This is a genomic window from Clostridium sp. USBA 49 (assembly GCF_900167505.1).
Taxonomy (GTDB): domain Bacteria; phylum Bacillota; class Clostridia; order Clostridiales; family Clostridiaceae; genus Clostridium_AT; species Clostridium_AT prolinivorans.
The window spans coordinates 352,720-372,692 of record NZ_FUYD01000002.1 but is presented as its reverse complement, the minus strand read 5'-3'; the positions used below and the strand labels follow the sequence as shown (position 1 = coordinate 372,692).

Below are 19,973 nucleotides of genomic sequence, written 5' to 3'. Positions count from 1 at the left end.
ATAAACTAAGGGGGAAATAAAAATGTGTGCAAAAATGATTAATAAAATGATGGGATTTTTAGGATTAGAAGAAGATTTAGATATTGAAGAAAATCAAGAACAAGAAGATGAAAAAGAATTAATAGATGATGAAGTTGAAAAAATGTTTATAAATAATAAAAAACAAAATACTAATAAAGTTGTGAATATACATACAGCAGCTTCTGCAAAAGTAGTTATAATAAAGCCAAATGATTATGATGAAGCTGCTAATATATGTGACAATTTAAAAAATAGAAAAATAATTGTGGTAAATACTACTTCACTTGAACCTAAAATTGCTCAAAGACTTCTTGATTTCATTGGAGGAGCTTGCTATGCACTTAATGGAGAACTTCAACAAGTAGAGAAAGGGATATATATACTTTCTCCATCTAATGTAGAAGTAACAAATGAACTAAAAAATGAATTAAGTAGTAAAGGAATACTTAGTTGGAGCAAATAATAATTGGAGGAATTTATGATTAATAATATAAATGCAGCTGTGAATATTCTTTTCTCTCTTTTACAAGATGCAATTGTAATTGAAGCATTATTATCTTGGATATATAGAGGCAGTGGTAATGTTTTTACTGATATTTTACATACAATTACTGAGCCTTTTTTAGTTCCTGCAAGGAAAATAACTTATAAACTTTTTCCTAATATGATGTTGGATTTTTCTCCTATAATAGCTCTCTTTATTATAAGAATTTTACAATTTATAATAAACGCTTTGTTAGGAATGTTTATTAATGGATAAAAAAACTTTTTTAAATTTTATTAATTATGAAGACAAAAATATACTTTCAAATATATATAATAAATTGACATTAGCTGAAAAAGCAAATGTACCTGTTTTTATTAATGAATTTTATCCTCCTAATCTTTGGAAAAATATTTTAAACTTACAAGATAAGTTTAATGTAAAAATATATGCCAATGGAATTTTTGAAGAAGCAGAAAGAAAGATGTTAGCATTTTTTAATGATATAATTTATTCTTATCCAATAAATGTAATTAAAATCAAAAATAAATCGAAATTTCAAAAACTTGAGCATAGAGATTATCTTGGAGCTATAATAGGACTTGGAATTAAAAGAGAGAAGTTTGGAGATCTCATAATAAAAGATGATATTTGTTATGGAACTTTTTGTAAAGATATATCTTATTATGTTATTTCTAATCTTAATTATGTTGGGAAATGTCCTTGTACCGTTGAACTAGTAAATGAAAATGAATATAAAAATATAAAAGCTAATACTGAAAATTTATATATTATAACTACATCTTTAAGATTAGATTCAGTAGTGGGTTCTTTATGCAATATTTCAAGGTCTAAAGCTGTTAGTATTATAAATAACGGAAAAGTATTAGTAGACTATAATGAAATTTATGAAAAAGATAAAAGTATAGAATTAAATACTGTAATAACCATACGTGGTTATGGTAAATTTAAAATTATTAATATAATTGGATCTACACAAAAAGGAAGATTAAAATTACAAATAAGCAAATATGTATAACGAGGTGGTAAAAGTGAAAATAACATCTATGGATATAGTTAATAAAGAATTTAAAAAAGTTATTAGAGGGTATTCTATTGATGAAGTTGATGAATTTTTAGCTAAAATAGCTGAAGATTATGAAAGTCTTTATAAGGAGAATTCATCATTAAAAGAAAAATATGATTTACAGACAGAAAAATTAGAACATTATTCTAAAATGGAAGCAACAATACAAAACACTCTTTTGCTTGCCCAAAATGCAGCAGAACAATCAAAAGAAAATGCTCAAAAGGAAGCTGAGATGATTATAAAGAATGCAAATGAATCTGCTCAGAAAATTCTTGATAAAGCTCATGCTGATGTTATGAAAATAAATGATGATTATGAAAGATTAAAGCAAGAATTCATAAAATTTAGAGCTAAATTTAAAAATTTTATGAATACTCAAATAGAGATGTTTAATACTTTAGAAAAAGATTTAATGAAAAATTACAATATAGGTTCTACATCAGAAGATTCTTTAAAAGAAAAAGATATTGATATGGAAGAAGATTTATATTTTAAAGTGAAAGATATTATGGATGACAATATTATTGAAGAAGATTTAAGCGAGATAAAAAATTTTTTTGTAAAGGGAGACTAAATGTTATCCTGCTCTTTTGAGTGGGATAATTATTTTATGTAAAAATTCTAATTTTTATAAGGAGTGTTAAATTTAAAATGGTTATAGGAATAATTGGAGCTATGGAAGAAGAAATAGAGGTACTTATTAAAGAAATAAAATTAGAAACAAAAAAAATAAAAGCTCAAATGGAATTCAATTGTGGAATTTTATGTGGAAAAAAAGTTGTAATTGTAAAAAGTGGTATTGGCAAAGTTAACGCTGCTATATGTACTCAAATCTTAATAGATGACTTTGGAGTTGATAATATTATTAATGTTGGAATTGCTGGAGGTATAGGAAAAAATATATTCCCTGGAGATGTAGTTATTGCAGATAGTTTAGTACAACATGATATAGATACATCGGTTTTTGGAGATAAAATAGGACAAATTCCAAGATTAGATACTTTTGATTTTAAATGTGATTTGAATTTAGTTAAAAAAGCCAAAGAATGCTGTAAATTTTTAAAAAATGCTAACACTTATATTGGAAGAATTGTAACAGGAGATCAATTTATTGCAGATATAAACAAGATAAAATGGTTAAATGATGAATTTGAAGCTTTAGCTTGTGAAATGGAGGGAGGAAGTATAGCACAAGCATGTTACTTAAATAATGTTCCTTTTGTTGTAATTCGTTCTATTTCAGATAATGCTAATAATGGAGCACGTATGGATTATGATAAATTTAAATATATAGCAGTTGAAAATTCTACTAATATAATAAAAAATATGCTTGAGATTATATAACTATATTTTTTAAAATTTTAATTTCACTATCTTATATGTAATAAAAATTTTTACTTTTGAAAAAATAATAAGAAGATATAATATTACTTATAAGCAGGTGATAATAATATGAATAATGAAAAAATAATGTATTTTAAAGAAAAACTTTTAAATGAAAGAAAAAATGTCTTAAAGTTTTTAAATCAAATGGAAGAAAATGAAGTATTTAATTCTAAAACTGAAATATCTTCAGAAATTTCTGAGTTATCAGCATATGATAATCATCCTTCAGACATGGCAACAGAGCTTTTTGATGCTGAAAAAGGAATGGCTCTAAAAGAACATGAAATAAACATACTAAAAAAAATTGATACCTGTCTTAAAAAAATTGAAAATGGAACTTATGGGAAATGCAGTATGTGTGGCTTAGAAATCGCAGAAAGTAGATTAGAATTTATACCTTATGCTGAGCTTTGTGTAAATTGCCAAGACAAGGCAAGTAAAATTAAGCCTCGCGAAAAAAATAATAGATCTGTTGAAGAAGATGTTTTAGGATATCCTTTTGGATATGGATTTAATGATTTTGATGAAACAAATTATGAATTAGGATATGATGCTGAAGATAGTTATCAAAGTGTTCAAAGATATGATTGGAGAAAAAATGTAGAATATGACTTTTTAGATGAAGATTCAGATTATGTTGAATCTATAGAAAAAATAAGCAATGAACAATATAAAAATCAACTTCCCGATTAACTAAAATTTGCGAAAGGTGATGGGGGATGGAAATTTTAATTATTTTATTAGGTATAATATTAGATAGAGTAACAAAAATTTGGGCTTTAAAAAGTTTATCACATAAAGATGAAATAGTTGTAATAAAAAATATATTCAGCTTTTCATATTTAGAAAATAGAGGAGCTGCTTTTGGAATATTTCAAAATAAGATAATATTTTTATCTATTATAACTATTGTTGTTATAGCAGTTATGATTTATTATCTTTTTAATCATAAATTTTCTTCAAAACTTATTAGAATAAGTTTATCATTAATTATAAGTGGTGCATTAGGAAATTTAATAGATAGAGTAATATATAAATTTGTGGTAGATTTTATTTTACTTCACTATAAAGACATATATTATTATCCAACATTTAATGTAGCAGACATGCTAGTAGTATTTGGAACTATACTTTTAGCTATATGTATTATAAAGGATGAAAAATAATGGAAGTAAAAAAATTTATAATTGATGAATTAAATAAAGAAATGAGATTAGATGTTTTTTTATCTAGTAAAATAACAAATAAATCTAGATCTTTTATTCAAAATTTAATAGAAGATGGAAAAGTTATTGTAAATAATTCTTTTAAAAAAAGTAATTATAAGGTAAAAATTAATGATATTGTTGAAATAACTATTCCAGATCCAAAGGAATTAAATATAAAACCGGAAGATATACCTATTGAAATTATATATGAAGATAGTGATATTATTGTAGTAAATAAACCTCAAGGTATGATTGTTCATCCAGCTCCAGGAGTTTATGAAGGGACCTTAGTTAATGCTCTTTTAAAACACTGTAAAGATCTCTCTGGTATAAATGGAATAAATAGACCTGGGATAGTTCATAGAATTGATAAAGATACATCAGGTGTATTAGTCGTAGCTAAAAATGATTTTGCACATAATAAATTAAGTGAACAGTTTAAAAAACATTCTATTAAAAGAAAATATATAGCATTAGTTGAAGGAGTCATAAAAAAACCTAATGGTACTATAAACGCGCCATTAGGAAGACACAATATAGAGAGAATGAAAATAGCAGTAGTTAAAGACGGAAGAAGTGCAATTACTCATTATAAAGTTTTAGAGCAATATAAAAATAATACTTTAGTAGAATGTTCTTTAGAAACAGGAAGGACTCATCAAATAAGAGTTCACATGTCTTATATTGGCCATCCTTTAGTGGGAGATCATGTATATGGCTATAAAAAACAAAGATTTAAATTAAAAGGACAGATGCTACATGCTAAAGTGTTAGGATTTATTCATCCAACTACTAATGAATATATGGAATTTGAAAGTGATATTCCAGAATATTTTAATAGGATAATAAATATATTAAAAAAAGAATTGTAATTATTATAATCATATGATATAGTTATATTCGATAAATAAATATTCCTTTAATTGATCCAGTGAGATCATAAGGGCAAGAGTTGATAGTTAAAGTACATTTTGCGTCTTGATTTCACGATCAAGGCGTTTTTATTTACATAATTTTTAGGAGGGAGATATGATTTGAAGTTAAAAGCTAAATTGTTAGATGAAAAATCTATAGAAAGAACCTTAATTAGAATTTCTCATGAAATTATTGAGAAAAATAAAGGAATAGATGATGTTGTTTTAATTGGTATAAAAAGAAGAGGATATCCATTAGCTGAAAGAATAGCAAAACAGATAGAGAAAATAGAAGGGCATATGCCTTTAGTTGGAAGTGTCGATATTACTTTATATAGAGATGATCTTACTAAATTAAATGATTTTCCTAAGGTTAATAATAAAGATGTAGGAATAGATATAATTGGGAAAAAAGTCATATTAGTAGATGATGTATTATATACAGGTAGGACTGTTAGAGCTGCTATAGATGCAATTATAGATAATGGAAGACCTAATATGATACAATTAGCAGTTTTAATAGACAGAGGTCATAGAGAGCTTCCTATTAGAGCTGACTACGTAGGTAAGAATATACCTACATCTAAAAATGAATTGATTTGTGTAGAAGTTAAAGAAATTGATGGAAATGATTCTGTAAAGATATATGAAATTTAATTTAAATATATCTTTTAAATTAATCCTGAGAGATTAAAAAGGAGGACAAAAATGAAAAACTATCCAAATAAAAATTTTATTGATGTCGAAGAAAGACTCCCAATATTAAAAACTATTCCACTAAGTTTTCAGCATTTATTTGCTATGGTTGGTGCAACAATATTAGTACCTATTATAACCGGATTAAGCCCTTCAATTGCACTATTTTCAAGTGGAGTAGGTACTTTGCTTTATATATTGTGTACCAAAGCTAAATTACCAGCATATATAGGATCATCTTTTGCTTTTATAGCTCCAATGGGAGTAGCTACAGCTAATTATGGAGTTCAATCTATGTTATCAGGTATAATTGCAGCTGGACTTGTTTATGTTATAGTTGCATGTATAATAAAATTTGCGGGAACATCTTGGTTGGATAAAGCTCTGCCACCAGTTGTAGTTGGTTCAGTTGTTATAGTTATAGGTCTTAGTCTTGCTGGAACAGCTGTAAATTGGGCAGGACTTATTCCAGGAGATAATCCTAATAATAGAGTAATAATAGTATCTTTAATAACTCTTTGTGTTGGAATATTTGGTTCAATGTATTTTAAAGGATTTTTAGGAGTAATTCCAATACTTATAGCTATGATAGTTGGTTATATATCTGCTTTTATATTAGGTGTAATACCTGATGCAGCTATAAATGAAATTAAAAATGCCACTTTTATTCAAATACCTAAGTTTATGTTTCCAAAGTTTAATATAAGTGCTATGATACTTATGGCTCCTGTAGCCTTTGTTACACTAGCTGAACATATTGGACATGTATATGTTACAAATAATGTATGCGGCAGAGATTTTACTAAAGATCCAGGACTTCACAGATCTATATTAGGAGATGGGATTGCAACAATATTTGGTGGATTTGTAGGAGGCCCTCCTAATACCACATATGGTGAAAATATAGGAGTTATGGCAATAACAAAAGTTTACTCTGTATGGGTTATAGGTATGGCTGCTATAATAGCTATAGTAATGTCTTTTATTGGACCTATAGCTGCTATAATAAAAAATACACCTCAGCCAGTAATGGGAGGAATAAGTTTATTATTATTTGGTATAATAGCTTCTTCAGGGTTTAGAATATTTGTAGAAGATAAAATTAATTTTAGTAAAAAAAAGAATTTAATATTATGTTCAGTTATTATAGTATTAGGAATAGGTGGAGCTAGAATTTCTTTTCCTGTATATGGCATAAATGTTGAAGTGGCAGGTGTAGCTCTTGCTACAATAGTAGGAGTAATTTTAAATTTAATACTACCAGAGAATAGCAAAACAGAAGAATAAGGATAATAACATGATAAAAACTCAAAGGATTAATTAAAAATATCCTTTGAGTTTTTAAATTATATTTTTTTTAAACTTAAATTATAAGGTGTTACATAAAGAGTTTTATTTGTATAATAAATTACCATACCAGGTTTGGCACCAGAAGGTTTTTTTATGTTTTTTATAAAAGTATAATCTACAGGAACATTTGAAGAATTTTTTGCACTACTATAATAGGCTGCTAATATAGCTGCTTCTTTTAATGTAGTATCAGGTATATCACCATTATTTTTTACAATAACATGAGCGCCGGGTATATTTTTAGTATGAAACCACAAATCTTTTTTATCAGCAAATTTTAAAGTTAAGTAATCATTCTGTATATTATTTTTACCTACATAAATGTCTATACCATCACTTGATATAAAGTGATATGGTTTTGATGGTTTAATATTTTTTTTATTTTCTTTTTTATATCTTATATAACCAGTATTCATAAGTTCTCGTTTGATTTCTTCTATTTCATCATAAGCATCAATATTTTTTATGTTTACCATAACAGATTGAAGATAATTTATTTCTTCTTCTGTAAATTTCATTTGGATTTTAGCCATTTCTGCTGTTTTCTTTAATTTATTATATTTTTTATAAAAAGATTGAATATTTTCAGAAGGAGTTTTGTTTTCATTTATTTCAATGTTAATATATTCTTCTTTTTCAGAATAATAATTTAATACTTTTACAATTTTATCTCCTTTTTTTATATTATATATATTAGAAGTAAGAAGTTCTCCATAAATCCTATATTGTTCCATATCTTTACATTTTGATAATGTATCTTTTAATATATTTAATTTTTTATAACATCTATCCAAATTGGTATTTACTATTTTCTGCAAATCAGAACTTTTATTATTCAATCTTTCAAATTTATCTTTTTCATAATAAAAAATTTCTAATAATTCTGAAGGAGAATTATACTTTTTTTGTATAAGATTATTAAATTGGTATAAATTAGTACAATAAAAATCTTTTAATATGGATTTATCTATATAAGAAATAAACTCAAATTTGCAATTTTTTAAATATATAAAAATATTATTTATGTATTTATATATGTCATTTAATGATGCCATATCAATTTCAATGTTATTTACTTTTAAGCCTTCATACAAAGATTTTGAAAATTGAGAACTTATTCCAGTAAAAATTTTAGAAAAAACATTTGGCTCAAGTTTAATATTATTATTGAATATAAAATTTTTCATTTCTTCATATGAAAAAGAAAAAGGATCTAACTTTAAGGATTTTGGAGGTAAAATATATATAACTCCAGGATATAAATGACGATAACTGTTAATTTCTGAAGTTATATGTTTTATACTATCGATTATAATATTATCCCTTTTTCTTACTAATGTTATATTGCTATGCCTTCCCATAATTTCAACTATTAAAGAGTAAATGCTATTAAAACCTAGTTCGTCTGAGCTTTCAAAGTCTATAACTATTATTCTATCAGTTGAAACTTGTTCAATATTTAAAATTTTAGAGCCACTTAAATATTTTCTAAGAACCATACAAAACATAGGTGCTTTTAACGGATTTGGTTTAGTTAAATTTGTTAAATGAATTTTAGGATAAGTAGAATTAGAACTTATGAGGAGTTTATAATTAACTTTAGTTCCCCTTAAGTTTATTATTATTTCATCTTTTTCAGGTTGGGATATTTTATCTACTCTACAACCTATAATGCTTTTTTTTAATTCATCTAAAATACTGTATATATAAAGTCCATCTAAAGGCATATAAATTAATCATCCTTTCAAAGTTTTAATACATTTTATAAGTAAGTATAAGTATATCATTATAAGTTTTTAAAATCAAAAAAATATGATAAAATTATATTTAAAACTATAAGATTATATTTTACAGTTTGTTTATATTTTAATATATAATAAATTTAAATATATATGGAATATGAAAGGGAAGATATTATGAAATTTACAAAAATGCATGGTAATGGTAATGATTTTATTGTTTTAGAAGATTTTGACAATAAAATTACAGATGAAGGCAATTTAGCAAAAAAATTATGCAATAGGAATTTTGCAATAGGTGCTGACGGAATTCTTATTGTAAGGAAAAGTGTAAAAGCAGATATACAGATGGTAATAATTAATTCTGATGGTTCTTATGCAGCTATGTGTGGAAATGGTATAAGGTGTTTTGCAAAATATGTATGGGAAAAAAATATAGTAAATAAAAAAGAAATTAAAATTGAAACAGGGGATGGTATAAAAAAGGCTTATCTTGATATTAAAAATGGAGAAGTTGCATCAATTACAATAAATATGGGGAAACCTTCTTTTGATCCAAATTTAATTCCAGCTATATCAAACAGTGAAATTATTAATAAAAAAATAAATGTAAATAATAAAGAATATATAATTAATTCTTTACTTATGGGAGTGCCACATACTGTAATATTTGGATTATTTGATAAATTTTGCATTGAAGATGGTAAATATATAGAAAAATATGATATTTTCCCTATTGGAACAAATGTAAATTTTTGCGAAATAATTAGTAGAGAAAATATAAAAGTAGCAACTTGGGAAAGAGGAGCTGGACCAACACTAGCCTGTGGGACAGGAAGCTGTGCTTGTGTAGTTGCAGCTAATAAGCTTGGTTTAGTTGATAATAAAGTTTTAGTAAATATTCCAGGAGGTAAACTAATAATCGAAATTACTGAAGATGGAGTATTAATGACAGGTCCAGCAGAAGTATCTTATTATGGTGAAATAAAACTTAAATAATATATTCTTAAGTATGTTATAAAAATAAAAATAAAAATAACATACTTTTTTATTTTTTTGGTTCTAAAAAGATTAAAAAAAAATATATGGGATATAATGTAAAATAATGATTAATTAAACAGGTGATGATAATGATTATAAATTCAAAAAATTTAAATAATATAAATTATATTGATTTAGATTATTTAGATATAAACTATAATGCTGTAAAACTAATTCCTAAAGAAATAATGAATAAATATTTTTTAGTACCTTTTAATTTTGATAAAGATACTATTTCAATAGCTAGTATTGACTTTAATAATAAAAAAATTATTGATGATATTAAATTTTTAACTAATAAAGAAGTTAAAATATTTTATTCAGATAAAAATAAAATATTGAAAATATTAGATTTAATTAATGAAAAAGAAAACACAGATATTATATTAGAACAATTAAAAAAAGATTATATTAATAATGCTAATAATAAAAACACAGAAACAGACGGATTTTCTTACTATTCTTCTGAAAATTCTCCTATTGTAAAACTTACAAATTCTATAATAGATGGAGCTATAAAAAGAAGAGCAAGTGATATACACTTTGAACCATTTGAAGATATAACTTTAATAAGGTATAGGATTGATGGTATATTGCAACAATATATTACTATACCTAAAAAAATATATTTTTTTATATGTACTAGAATAAAAATACAATCTGGGATGGATATTGCAGACAAAAGATTACCTCAAGATGGAAAACTACAATATAAAACAAAAGAAAAAATTTATGATTTAAGAGTTTCCTCTATTCCAACCATATATGGTGAAAAAATAGTTTTAAGAATTTTATATAAAAAAGAAGAATTAATGAATTTAAAAGAATTAGGATTTTCTATATTAGATATACAACTAATAGAAAGCTTTTTAAAAAGTCCTCACGGTATTATTTTAGTAACAGGTCCAACTGGAAGTGGTAAAACTACAACTTTATATTCAATGCTTAATATGATGGATAAATATGATAAAAACATAATAACTATTGAAGATCCTGTAGAATATACAATTAAAGGAGTAAATCAAGTTAATGTTAATAATAAAGCTGGACTTACTTTTAGCAGTGGTCTTAGAAGCATTTTAAGGCAAGATCCAGACTCAATTATGATAGGTGAAATTAGAGATGAAGAAACAGCTAAAATAGCAGTTAGAGCAGCTATAACAGGACATTTAATATTTTCTACTCTTCATACAAATGATGCTGCTTCTTCAATAATCAGGCTTGTTGATATGGGGGTACCTAATTATCTTGTTGCAGATTCCTTACATCTTTGCATAGCCCAAAGACTTGTACGAACTATATGTAAAAATTGTAAAAAAGAATATATACCTTCTTTTGAAGAAATTAGAAATCTAAATTTAAATACTAATGAAAAACTTTATAAAGGTAAAGGATGTCATGAATGTAACAATACTGGATATAAACATAGGACTGTGGTATATGAAATTATGCAAATAGATGAAACTTTAAGAAAATTAATTATTGATGAAAAAAATGTAGATAAACTTAGAAATTACAATGAACAAATTGGAATGAATTCAATTAAAAACTATTGCAGAAATTTAGTTATTAAAGGGATAACTACTTATGAAGAATATGTTAAATTATGTAGTGGTTACTTTTATTAAAATGGAGTGTTAACAAATGGTGTTTTATACATATAAGGCTAAAAATATAAATGGAGAAATATTAGAGGGGAAATGTTTGTGCAATGATGAAAATGATTTGATTATAACTTTAAGAGATAAAGGATTTTATACTATAAAATATAATGAAATAAAAAATAGAAAAAATTTTTCTATTTTTTCTAAAGTTTCTTCAAAAGACTTATCTATATTTTGTAATCAATTTGCTTCTTTACTCCAAGCAGGAATAAATATATCCGAAATATTAGATATATTATATAATCAATCTTTAAACAAAAATATAAAAATAAGCATAAATGAAATAAGTGAACTATTAAAACAAGGAGCGGAATTATCTTATTGTATGAAATTATATAAAAATATATATCCTGATTTTTTAATCAATATGATAAAAGTGGGAGAAGAGAGTGGAAAATTAGATGAAATATTTTTGAATTTATCTTATTTTTATAATAATGAAAATAAAATTAAAAATAAAATAACAAAAGCTATGTTTTATCCAACTATTACTTTTTTTATTAGTATTGTTGTTATGGAATTTATGGCTAATAAGATAATTCCTATTTTTATATCTACACTAGAAAGTCTTCAAGCTTCAATTCCTATAATAACAAGAATATTTATAAATACAGTATTATTTATAAATCACAGCATTTTGTATTTAGTTCCATTTTTTACAATTGTTTTTTGGGAAATTAAATATAATAAGATTTTTAAAAATATAAAAATGTTTTTTCATAAATTTTTATTGAATAATAGATTTATAAAAGAAATTAGCGGGAAATTAATAGCAGTAAAATTTTCCAACTGTATGGCTATATTATTGGGAAGTGGTGTCAATGTTATAAAAGCTTTTGAAATAACTTGTGATGTAATAGAAAATAAATATGCAAAAGAAAATATCAAAATATGTATAGATAAAATTAAATGTGGCTCAAATATTTCAGAAAGTTTAAAATATATAAAATTTTTTCCTGATTTCTTATTTTCAATGATAAAAATTGGTGAAGAAACAGGGTTATTAAAAGAAACATTACTAAAAGCTTCAGACATAATGGATATGGAATTAAATAATTCTATAGATAAAATTATAACCTTAATTGAACCTATTGTTATTATATTACTTTCTATAATTATTGGATTTATGCTCATAGCGATGTTTACTCCAATGATTAATGTTATGGATGCAATATAAAATAATAAAAAAGAAAGGAACGAAAAATGTATTATGAAGAAAAAAGGATTTACTTTAATAGAGGTAATTGTTGCAATATCTATAGTTATGATATTAGCTAGTCTTACAGTTCCAAAAGTAACTGCATATATAGATAAAGCAAAAAATACAAAAGTAATAAGCCAAGGAAAACAGATTTATACTGCTGCTATGTGGAGCTATTCAGAAGAAAATGGAACTTTTAATTCTAACAGTATTTCAGAGGCAATTAATACAGTTGCAGGTATAAGTAGTATTAATGAAATTAAAGTTAATAATAAAAATGTAGCTATCTCTTTTACTAGTGATAATGATATTTATTTATTAAATATAAATGGAGATAGTAATGGTTATACAATTTCATTAGATAATAAATTAATATTTGATTCATCTAAATAAATAGGGTTATACAAATGAAAAAAGGATTTACTTTAATTGAAGTTTTAGTAACTATGTCTATTATTACGCTACTTATTCCTTTAACAAATTTTTTTATATCAAATTATAAAAAATTACAAAACGATAACGATATAAAAATGTGCCAAATCATGATAGTAAGTATCATAAACAATAGTAAACAATATTGTAGAGAAAAAAATAAATCAGGCTACATTTTATTTGATATAGCTAAAGATGAAATTATTTTTTATTGTGATGGTAATAAAAAAGATAATTTTTTATTGCCTAAAGGTATAGATTTAAAATCTATAAATACAAATTATTATAAAATTGATATTAATAATTTTGGTATTACAAATGATGCAGGAACTATAAGCATTAAAGACAGATATAATAAAATTTATGAAATAACTATAAATGTTGGAGTAGGGCATGTTGAAATTAAATAAAAAATCAGGCTATTCTATATTGGAAGTTTTATGCGCAATAAGTATTTTATCTATAATGCTATCTGGAATATTAATTTTAGATTTAAATAATTTAAAGTTAAAAAAATATAATAATGAAATTATCAGGTATACATATATCTTAGATACCTTAAAAAAAGAAATATTATTTAATTGTACATATGAGGATATTAAAAATATTACTGAAAACAATAAAAAATATATTTCAGGAGAATATCTAACGATAGAAAATATTAAAAAATTAAAATTAAATCAATTGTTTAATGAGGATGTTAAATTAGATGATACTTATTTAGAGATGAATATTGTTGACGATACTGCTTTTAAGATAGAGTTAAATATTCATTTAATGTTAAAATCAAAAAAAGATATAATTAAATGTGAATTTTACAAAGGTAAATATATATGAAAAAGGGATTTACGCTTTTAGAAATAATAGTAGCTATTGGAATGTCAGGTATAATAATTACTATTTTAACTTCTATGATTTTAAATTATAATTTAAAATTTAAAAAAGAAACTTTAGATATGCAAAATTATTTTTACATACATGAAGCCTTTTTATTTATAGAACAAGAATTTAATAAATCTAAAAACATAAAAACATATGATAATAAAATTGAATTAAATTATATAGATGAATTTAATAAAAAAATTATACAATTTAATGGTAAAAACAAAATTGAAATTATTGATATATATAAAAATAATATAAAAGCTGTTAATATTATTACAAGTAACATTAAAAGTTTATCAATAACTCAAAAAGAAAATATAATTTATATAATTATGATAGATGTTAATGGAGTAAAATATGAAAAATGTTTTGGAATAAAAAAATAAAAAAAGGATATATACTTTTATACACAATTATTATTACTACATTTTGTATGTGTATAGTATTATATTTTTTTACATTAGAATTTAAAAAAATTAAAAGTATTCAAAGTGAAAAGAATTATATACTTATGAATAATAAATATGATGAATATAAAGAAAAATCATTAACAATTTTATATCAAAACATATTAGAAAATGTATTAGAAAAAAATTATGAAAATATAAAAAAATATTTTCAAGATAGTAAAATTAATTTTTATATTGATAATGGAAAATGTAATTTTAAATATAATGAAAAAGACAATAATTTAATACTAGATACCTATATTGATGATTATTTTTTTAAAAGAGATATATATGATTATGATTTTATAGATGATAAATTTAAATTTATATACAAAGAAACTATTTATATAGAAGGTAGGATAAAATAAAAATGTTAAAAATAAATTCCTCTTTAATAGAAATAGGAGAAGATTACTTATCAAAATATAATTATTTTAGTAAGAAGATTTATAATTTTGAAAATATCAATGATTTAATAATTAGTATTAAAAATAAAAAAACAATACTAATTTTAAGTGGCGAAAAAGTAAATGTAAATATATTAAATATTCCTAAAGTTAAATTAAATGAATTACATAATATAGTAACACATGAAGTATATTATAATTTTAGAGATACTAAAAACTTAATGATAGCATATACTTTATTTAAAAAGGATATAAATAATGATCAATTTGCAGTATTATGTATAAATAATAAAAAACTTTCAATGATTTATAATAAATTTTCAAAAAATATAAGTAATATTTATATTGTACAGCTTTGTGTATTAAATTATTTTAATAAAAAAATAAAGGATAAGGATTTTATATTTTTATTCCAATATAAAGATAATTTATATTTTCTATATTGCGTTAATGATATTCTTATATATAATAATATAATTAAAATTATAGATATTCAAGAAGGAATAGAAAAGTTTATTTACAATTTTCTAGAAGAATCTAAAAAATATTATAATACAAATATAAAAACTATATATTATGCTAATATAAATATTGATATATCAAAATTAAAAAGGGAAAATTTTTCTTATCAAAATTTAGGAAATTTTGATAGAGAAAATTTATTTAAAAATATAATTATAAATCGGAGATGAAAACATTGAAAAATTTAAATTTTATGACTATAACTTTTAATGAAAATTTAGCGAAATCTAGTCTTAAGATTAAAAATATAGAAAAATATATACTACTATTGTGGATAGGATGCATTATTATGTTTTTATTATTTATGTATAATAAAAATAAAAATAATAAAACAATGGAAATATATAATGCAAATTATAGAGAAATGTCTAATACTATATTAAATCAATCTAACATATATAAAAACAACAAAACATTAAATAATTTTAAAAATTTTATAATTAATTTTAATGACAACTTAAATTATAAGGATGTAAATATAAAAGAAAATATTATAGATATTAATTTATCTGTTAATAACAAACAAGAGTATATTAATTTTATCGAAAAAATTGAAAAATTTAATATATATAAAATAATTTTCTTATCTCCACTTAATAATGATGGAGAAAAATTTAATTTTACAATTAGTTTAGAGGTTAAGTTATGAAAAAAAATAATTTAATATTTTACAAATTAATATTAGCAACTTTTTTATTCATATTTTTTTTATTAATATATAAAAATTATAAAATAATAAAAAATATAAATTTAAATAGCGTTGCTGTTAGCAAAACTCAGCAATATAAAGATAAAGAAAGTAATATAAAAGAATACGGATATAGTGATATACTAAAAATTTTATTAGAAGATAATAATATAGATATATTAAATATTACTAATTCTTTAGAAGACAACAAATTGGTAATTATAAATATTAAGTATAATGGTGATATAAAATCTTTATATACTAAATTAGAAAGTTTTAATACAAATGAAAATTTCTGTTATGTAGATAATATAAAAATAGAATCAAATTCAGTAAATGAACAAAATTTATACTCAACTATTTGTTTTATAGCAAATAAATAAATTTATATTTATAAAAAATATATAGAATTATGTTTGCAAATAATCATAAGTTTTGGTAAAATATCATTGTTTGGTTAGCTATAATATAATTAACTAAATATGTTATACAAAAATATGAAAATTTTTGGTATTAAATCACCTAAAAAGGTTATAATATAAACGAATTTATAAGTTTTTGGAGGGATATGTAATGATATCAGCAGGAGATATAAGAAAAGGGACTACTTTTGAATTAGATGGACAAGTTTATACAGTAGTCGATTTTTTACATGTAAAACCAGGAAAAGGAGCTGCTTTTGTTAGAACTAAACTAAGAAATGTTCTACAAGGAGGAGTAACTGACAAAACTTTTAACCCTACAGATAAATTGCAAGAAGCAGTTATAGAAAGAAAAGAAATGCAGTATTTATATTCAGATGGAGAATTGTATTATTTTATGGATACAGAAACATTTGAACAAATTCCACTTAATTATGAAAAAGTAGAAGATGCTATAAAATTTTTAAAAGAAAATATGTTAGCTGTAATTAAGTTTTATAAGGGAGAAGCATTTTCTGTAGAACCACCAAATTTTGTTGAACTTCAAGTAACATATACAGAACCTGGAGCTAAAGGTAATACAGCTACTAATACTTTAAAACCAGCTACTGTAGAAACTGGAGCAACTGTTATGGTTCCAATATTTGTAAATGAAGGTGAAATAATAAGGATTGATACTAGAACTGGTGAATATATGGAGAGAGTTTAGTCTATAATATTAAATAGTATAATTTATTAAGAGTATAAAATAATATTTTATACTCTTAATTTTATTTTAAAATAAAGGATGTGATAATATGAAATCTATAATATCTAAAGTAGCTTATTTGAACGGCTTAATTGATGGAATGGATATAGACCAAAATACTAAAGAAGGTAAGGCTATAAACCAAATATCCGAAATATTAAAAGAGGTAGCAGAAGAAATAGAATCATTAAAAGATTCACAGAAATATATAGAAAATTATGTAGATATAATCGATGAAGATTTAAGTCGCTTAGAGGAAGAATGGTATTATGATGAAGAATATGAAGAAGATGATGAATGTTGTAAAGAAGACTTTGAAAATTATATAAATGTAAAATGTCCACATTGCAATGAAATTGTGTATATTGATAATGACATATGTAAATGTAATAAAGGTATCATATGTCCTAATTGCCACGAAGAGATATTGTTAAGTGATGTTTTAAAAGAGAATAAATAATTAGTTTATAAATAGATATATAAAAAATTTTTATATATCTATTTTTTTTTAATAAAATGGAATAATTTTATTAAAATTAAAATACAGATTATATATGAAAGGAGGATAAAAATGAAATACACAAAGGATATTTTAGAAATATTACCAATACATATTAGAGAGACAATTAAAAATTTAAAAAATCTTGATTATATACAAGAAATTAGGTTAAAAGTAAATAAACCACTAATTATTCAAATAGGAAATGATGAAATTATTACACCTACCATAGTATCAAGTCAAGATTTAAAATTAATTCTTCAATATATAAGTAATTATTCTATTTATGCTTATGAAGAAGAAATTAAACAAGGATATATAACTATAAAAGGTGGTCATAGAATAGGGATATGTGGAAGTTGTGTTATTGAAAATAACACAATAAAAACTATAAAAAGCATAGGTTCATTAAATATTAGAATATGTAAAGAAATAATAGGATGTTCAGATAAATTAATTCCTTTTATTTTAAAAGATAAAAGAGTATTAAATACAATAATAATATCTCCACCTAGATGCGGTAAAACTACTTTACTTAGAGATATTACAAGAAATTTATCTGAAGGAATGAAAGATATTAATTTAGAAGGGAAAAAAATTTCTGTTATTGATGAGAGAAGTGAAATATGTGGATGTTATAATGGGGTTCCACAGATGAATGTAGGAATTCATACAGATGTATTTGATAATTGTCCAAAAGCTGATGGAATTATGATGGCAATTAGGAGTATGTCTCCAGAAATAATAGTTTGTGATGAAATAGGTACTTACAAAGATATGGAAAGCATATTAATGGCTCTTAATTCAGGAGTTAATCTTATAACATCTATACACGGATTTGGAATTGAAGATTTGTATAATAGAATTGTTTATAAGGATATAATTGAAAATAATGTTTTTAATATAGCAATAGTGCTAAGTTCTAGAAATGGTGTAGGAACTATAGAATACATTTATGATTTTGAAAAAAAAGATAAACTTTGGAGGAGATAATATGTTTAAAACCATAGGCTGTTTAATGATTTTAGGTTCATCAACTATAGGTGGATTTATATATAGTGAAGGTTTTAAAAAAAGAGTTAAACAATTAAATGAACTTGAAAGAGCTGTAAATCAGCTTCAAAGTGAAATAGAGTATACACATACTCCTCTACCTGAAGCACTTTTAAATGTATCGTTAAAAAGTGAAGCTCCTATAAATAAAATTTTTATGAAAGCATCAAATCTTTTATCTTTAAATAAAGTAGAAACTGTATATGACGCATTTCAGCAATGTTTTTATGAAGGAGATATACATTTAAATTTAGATAAAGAAGACATAAATGTAATTTTAGATTTGTCAAAATCTTTAGGCGAATCTGATGTAGAAGGTCATAAAAAAATCTTTTTATTAGTAAAAAATAATTTAAAAAAAAGAATAAATATTGCTGAAACTATAATGAATAAAAATGTAAAAATGTATAGATATTTAGGATTTAGCATTGGTGCTATGATAGTAATTGTTTTAATATAGGAGGTGAAAATAAAAATGTTAGATGTAAATGTATTATTTAAAATTGCTGGATTAGCAATTATATTAATAATTTTAGATAAGGTATTAAAAGCATCAGGTAAGGATGATATTGCTACAATAACTAATCTTACGGGTATTGTCATAATTTTAACCATGGTTATAAACTTAATAAGCAAATTATTTACCAGTGTGAGAACCATGTTTACATTATAGTCTCGGGAGGAAATTATGGATATAGTTAAGGTAGTAGCTTTTGCATTTATGGCATTAACTATAGTTTTTATTTTAAGAAAAGAAAATGGAACATTAGCTATACAAGTAAGTACAGTAGCTGGAATTATTATATTTTTATTTACAATAAGTAAAATTACAGCGGTACTTCAATTGATTCAACAGTTAGCTTTAAAAGCTAATATAGATTATGTGTATATAAATACAGTTTTTAAAATATTAGCAATAGCATATTTAGCTTCCTTTTGTGCTGAAATTTGTAGAGATGCGGGTGAAAGCAATATAGCTTCAAAGGTAGAATTTGCAGGTAAAATATTTATTTTAGTATTAGCAATACCTATTCTTATGGCAGTACTTCAATCAATTCTAAAGATAATATAAAA

28 protein-coding genes are annotated in these 19,973 nt (G+C 23.3%); 27 read left to right on the top strand and 1 reads right to left on the bottom strand.

The window, feature by feature from the left end; genetic code table 11:
• Positions 1-22: 22 nt before the first annotated feature.
• From B5D11_RS03795 to uraA, 10 genes are all read left to right on the top strand, one after another.
• Positions 23-484, top strand: a complete 462-nt coding sequence (locus B5D11_RS03795; protein WP_078681718.1) for a cell division protein SepF — start codon at positions 23-25, stop codon at positions 482-484.
• A gap of 15 nt (positions 485-499) precedes the next feature.
• Positions 500-781 (top strand): YggT family protein, encoded by a 282-nt coding sequence (locus B5D11_RS03790; RefSeq protein WP_078681717.1) that lies wholly within the window; start codon positions 500-502, stop codon positions 779-781.
• Positions 774-1,544 carry a YlmH family RNA-binding protein gene (locus tag B5D11_RS03785; protein ID WP_078681716.1) on the top strand — a complete coding sequence of 257 codons (771 nt, stop codon included), beginning with the start codon at positions 774-776 and terminating at the stop codon, positions 1,542-1,544. Before B5D11_RS03790 ends, B5D11_RS03785 begins: the two co-directional genes overlap by 8 nt.
• A gap of 13 nt (positions 1,545-1,557) precedes the next feature.
• Positions 1,558-2,169 carry a DivIVA domain-containing protein gene (locus tag B5D11_RS03780; protein ID WP_078681715.1) on the top strand — a complete coding sequence of 204 codons (612 nt, stop codon included), beginning with the start codon at positions 1,558-1,560 and terminating at the stop codon, positions 2,167-2,169.
• Positions 2,170-2,246: 77 nt separating this feature from the next.
• Entirely contained in the window at positions 2,247-2,939 is a 693-nt protein-coding gene (locus B5D11_RS03775) for a 5'-methylthioadenosine/adenosylhomocysteine nucleosidase (RefSeq protein ID WP_078681714.1), read from the top strand.
• A gap of 108 nt (positions 2,940-3,047) precedes the next feature.
• On the top strand, positions 3,048-3,674 hold the full coding sequence (locus B5D11_RS03770) for a TraR/DksA C4-type zinc finger protein (RefSeq protein ID WP_078681713.1): 627 nt from the start codon (positions 3,048-3,050) through the stop codon (positions 3,672-3,674).
• Positions 3,675-3,700: 26 nt separating this feature from the next.
• A complete protein-coding gene (gene lspA / locus B5D11_RS03765) occupies positions 3,701-4,147 on the top strand; it encodes a signal peptidase II (RefSeq protein ID WP_078681712.1) in 447 nt (148 codons plus the stop codon).
• Positions 4,147-5,061, top strand: a complete 915-nt coding sequence (locus tag B5D11_RS03760) for an RluA family pseudouridine synthase (protein ID WP_078681711.1) — start codon at positions 4,147-4,149, stop codon at positions 5,059-5,061. The genes lspA and B5D11_RS03760 overlap by 1 nt, the downstream gene beginning before the upstream one ends.
• Positions 5,062-5,223: 162 nt before the next feature.
• Positions 5,224-5,760: a bifunctional pyr operon transcriptional regulator/uracil phosphoribosyltransferase PyrR gene (pyrR, locus tag B5D11_RS03755; RefSeq protein WP_078681710.1), complete on the top strand. Its 537-nt coding sequence runs from the start codon at positions 5,224-5,226 to the stop codon at positions 5,758-5,760.
• Between the two features lie 51 nt (positions 5,761-5,811).
• Positions 5,812-7,086, top strand: a complete 1,275-nt coding sequence (gene uraA / locus B5D11_RS03750; RefSeq protein WP_078681709.1) for a uracil permease — start codon at positions 5,812-5,814, stop codon at positions 7,084-7,086.
• A gap of 59 nt (positions 7,087-7,145) precedes the next feature.
• On the opposite strand, the gene B5D11_RS03745 is transcribed toward uraA, so the two are convergent.
• On the bottom strand, positions 7,146-8,876 hold the full coding sequence (locus B5D11_RS03745; RefSeq protein WP_078681708.1) for an Rqc2 family fibronectin-binding protein: 1,731 nt from the start codon (positions 8,874-8,876) through the stop codon (positions 7,146-7,148).
• Positions 8,877-9,065: 189 nt separating this feature from the next.
• Here B5D11_RS03745 and dapF point away from each other — a divergent pair, with 189 nt between their 5' ends.
• The 17 genes from dapF to spoIIIAD all read left to right on the top strand — a co-directional run bounded on the left by dapF (position 9,066) and on the right by spoIIIAD (position 19,971).
• A complete protein-coding gene (dapF, locus tag B5D11_RS03740; protein WP_078681707.1) occupies positions 9,066-9,887 on the top strand; it encodes a diaminopimelate epimerase in 822 nt (273 codons plus the stop codon).
• A 131-nt stretch (positions 9,888-10,018) separates the two neighbouring features.
• Entirely contained in the window at positions 10,019-11,557 is a 1,539-nt protein-coding gene (locus B5D11_RS03735; protein WP_078681706.1) for a GspE/PulE family protein, read from the top strand.
• Positions 11,558-11,573: 16 nt separating this feature from the next.
• On the top strand, positions 11,574-12,770 hold the full coding sequence (locus B5D11_RS03730) for a type II secretion system F family protein (protein WP_078681705.1): 1,197 nt from the start codon (positions 11,574-11,576) through the stop codon (positions 12,768-12,770).
• Between the two features lie 33 nt (positions 12,771-12,803).
• The gene (locus B5D11_RS03725; RefSeq protein WP_078681704.1) at positions 12,804-13,187 is read left to right on the top strand and encodes a type II secretion system protein; all 384 of its coding nucleotides are present in this window, start codon (positions 12,804-12,806) and stop codon (positions 13,185-13,187) included.
• A gap of 14 nt (positions 13,188-13,201) precedes the next feature.
• The gene (locus B5D11_RS03720; RefSeq protein WP_078681703.1) at positions 13,202-13,636 is read left to right on the top strand and encodes a type II secretion system protein; all 435 of its coding nucleotides are present in this window, start codon (positions 13,202-13,204) and stop codon (positions 13,634-13,636) included.
• Entirely contained in the window at positions 13,620-14,063 is a 444-nt protein-coding gene (locus B5D11_RS03715; RefSeq protein ID WP_078681702.1) for a prepilin-type N-terminal cleavage/methylation domain-containing protein, read from the top strand. Before B5D11_RS03720 ends, B5D11_RS03715 begins: the two co-directional genes overlap by 17 nt.
• On the top strand, positions 14,060-14,497 hold the full coding sequence (locus B5D11_RS03710) for a type II secretion system protein (RefSeq protein ID WP_078681701.1): 438 nt from the start codon (positions 14,060-14,062) through the stop codon (positions 14,495-14,497). The genes B5D11_RS03715 and B5D11_RS03710 overlap by 4 nt, the downstream gene beginning before the upstream one ends.
• Positions 14,476-14,928, top strand: coding sequence for a hypothetical protein (locus B5D11_RS03705; RefSeq protein WP_078681700.1), 453 nt, complete (start codon positions 14,476-14,478; stop codon positions 14,926-14,928). Before B5D11_RS03710 ends, B5D11_RS03705 begins: the two co-directional genes overlap by 22 nt.
• A 2-nt stretch (positions 14,929-14,930) precedes the next feature.
• Positions 14,931-15,659, top strand: coding sequence for a hypothetical protein (locus B5D11_RS03700; RefSeq protein WP_078681699.1), 729 nt, complete (start codon positions 14,931-14,933; stop codon positions 15,657-15,659).
• 5 nt (positions 15,660-15,664) lie between these two features.
• Positions 15,665-16,138, top strand: a complete 474-nt coding sequence (locus B5D11_RS03695) for a hypothetical protein (protein ID WP_078681698.1) — start codon at positions 15,665-15,667, stop codon at positions 16,136-16,138.
• Positions 16,135-16,560, top strand: a complete 426-nt coding sequence (locus B5D11_RS03690) for a hypothetical protein (protein WP_078681697.1) — start codon at positions 16,135-16,137, stop codon at positions 16,558-16,560. The genes B5D11_RS03695 and B5D11_RS03690 overlap by 4 nt, the downstream gene beginning before the upstream one ends.
• 190 nt (positions 16,561-16,750) lie before the next feature.
• Positions 16,751-17,308, top strand: coding sequence for an elongation factor P (gene efp, locus B5D11_RS03685; RefSeq protein WP_078681696.1), 558 nt, complete (start codon positions 16,751-16,753; stop codon positions 17,306-17,308).
• Between the two features lie 88 nt (positions 17,309-17,396).
• Positions 17,397-17,807 (top strand): CD1247 N-terminal domain-containing protein, encoded by a 411-nt coding sequence (locus B5D11_RS03680; protein ID WP_078681695.1) that lies wholly within the window; start codon positions 17,397-17,399, stop codon positions 17,805-17,807.
• 111 nt (positions 17,808-17,918) lie between these two features.
• Complete coding sequence (spoIIIAA, locus tag B5D11_RS03675) at positions 17,919-18,839, top strand: stage III sporulation protein AA (RefSeq protein WP_180376946.1); 921 nt, start codon at positions 17,919-17,921, stop codon at positions 18,837-18,839.
• Position 18,840: 1 nt separating this feature from the next.
• Positions 18,841-19,359, top strand: coding sequence for a stage III sporulation protein SpoIIIAB (gene spoIIIAB / locus B5D11_RS03670; RefSeq protein WP_078681693.1), 519 nt, complete (start codon positions 18,841-18,843; stop codon positions 19,357-19,359).
• A gap of 15 nt (positions 19,360-19,374) precedes the next feature.
• A complete protein-coding gene (spoIIIAC, locus tag B5D11_RS03665; RefSeq protein ID WP_078681692.1) occupies positions 19,375-19,572 on the top strand; it encodes a stage III sporulation protein AC in 198 nt (65 codons plus the stop codon).
• 15 nt (positions 19,573-19,587) lie between these two features.
• Positions 19,588-19,971 carry a stage III sporulation protein AD gene (gene spoIIIAD / locus B5D11_RS03660; RefSeq protein ID WP_078681691.1) on the top strand — a complete coding sequence of 128 codons (384 nt, stop codon included), beginning with the start codon at positions 19,588-19,590 and terminating at the stop codon, positions 19,969-19,971.
• The last annotated feature ends 2 nt before the right edge of the window (positions 19,972-19,973 follow it).

Excerpts from the sequence above, each read along its gene's own strand:
- B5D11_RS03715 (WP_078681702.1), top strand. The coding sequence starts at position 13,620 with ATGTTGAAATTAAATAAAAAATCAGGCTATTCTATATTGGAAGTTTTA.
- B5D11_RS03710 (WP_078681701.1), top strand. The coding sequence starts at position 14,060 with ATGAAAAAGGGATTTACGCTTTTAGAAATAATAGTAGCTATTGGAATG.
- B5D11_RS03725 (WP_078681704.1), top strand. The coding sequence starts at position 12,804 with ATGAAGAAAAAAGGATTTACTTTAATAGAGGTAATTGTTGCAATATCT.
- B5D11_RS03770 (WP_078681713.1), top strand. The coding sequence starts at position 3,048 with ATGAATAATGAAAAAATAATGTATTTTAAAGAAAAACTTTTAAATGAA.
- B5D11_RS03785 (WP_078681716.1), top strand. The coding sequence starts at position 774 with ATGGATAAAAAAACTTTTTTAAATTTTATTAATTATGAAGACAAAAAT.
- spoIIIAD (WP_078681691.1), top strand. The coding sequence starts at position 19,588 with ATGGATATAGTTAAGGTAGTAGCTTTTGCATTTATGGCATTAACTATA.
- B5D11_RS03700 (WP_078681699.1), top strand. The coding sequence starts at position 14,931 with ATGTTAAAAATAAATTCCTCTTTAATAGAAATAGGAGAAGATTACTTA.
- B5D11_RS03690 (WP_078681697.1), top strand. The coding sequence starts at position 16,135 with ATGAAAAAAAATAATTTAATATTTTACAAATTAATATTAGCAACTTTT.
- B5D11_RS03745 (WP_078681708.1), bottom strand. The coding sequence starts at position 8,876 with ATGCCTTTAGATGGACTTTATATATACAGTATTTTAGATGAATTAAAA.
- uraA (WP_078681709.1), top strand. The coding sequence starts at position 5,812 with ATGAAAAACTATCCAAATAAAAATTTTATTGATGTCGAAGAAAGACTC.
- lspA (WP_078681712.1), top strand. The coding sequence starts at position 3,701 with ATGGAAATTTTAATTATTTTATTAGGTATAATATTAGATAGAGTAACA.
- efp (WP_078681696.1), top strand. The coding sequence starts at position 16,751 with ATGATATCAGCAGGAGATATAAGAAAAGGGACTACTTTTGAATTAGAT.
- B5D11_RS03790 (WP_078681717.1), top strand. The coding sequence starts at position 500 with ATGATTAATAATATAAATGCAGCTGTGAATATTCTTTTCTCTCTTTTA.
- spoIIIAA (WP_180376946.1), top strand. The coding sequence starts at position 17,919 with ATGAAATACACAAAGGATATTTTAGAAATATTACCAATACATATTAGA.
- dapF (WP_078681707.1), top strand. The coding sequence starts at position 9,066 with ATGAAATTTACAAAAATGCATGGTAATGGTAATGATTTTATTGTTTTA.
- B5D11_RS03795 (WP_078681718.1), top strand. The coding sequence starts at position 23 with ATGTGTGCAAAAATGATTAATAAAATGATGGGATTTTTAGGATTAGAA.
- B5D11_RS03735 (WP_078681706.1), top strand. The coding sequence starts at position 10,019 with ATGATTATAAATTCAAAAAATTTAAATAATATAAATTATATTGATTTA.
- spoIIIAC (WP_078681692.1), top strand. The coding sequence starts at position 19,375 with ATGTTAGATGTAAATGTATTATTTAAAATTGCTGGATTAGCAATTATA.
- B5D11_RS03760 (WP_078681711.1), top strand. The coding sequence starts at position 4,147 with ATGGAAGTAAAAAAATTTATAATTGATGAATTAAATAAAGAAATGAGA.
- B5D11_RS03680 (WP_078681695.1), top strand. The coding sequence starts at position 17,397 with ATGAAATCTATAATATCTAAAGTAGCTTATTTGAACGGCTTAATTGAT.
- spoIIIAB (WP_078681693.1), top strand. The coding sequence starts at position 18,841 with ATGTTTAAAACCATAGGCTGTTTAATGATTTTAGGTTCATCAACTATA.
- B5D11_RS03730 (WP_078681705.1), top strand. The coding sequence starts at position 11,574 with ATGGTGTTTTATACATATAAGGCTAAAAATATAAATGGAGAAATATTA.
- B5D11_RS03720 (WP_078681703.1), top strand. The coding sequence starts at position 13,202 with ATGAAAAAAGGATTTACTTTAATTGAAGTTTTAGTAACTATGTCTATT.
- B5D11_RS03705 (WP_078681700.1), top strand. The coding sequence starts at position 14,476 with ATGTTTTGGAATAAAAAAATAAAAAAAGGATATATACTTTTATACACA.
- B5D11_RS03775 (WP_078681714.1), top strand. The coding sequence starts at position 2,247 with ATGGTTATAGGAATAATTGGAGCTATGGAAGAAGAAATAGAGGTACTT.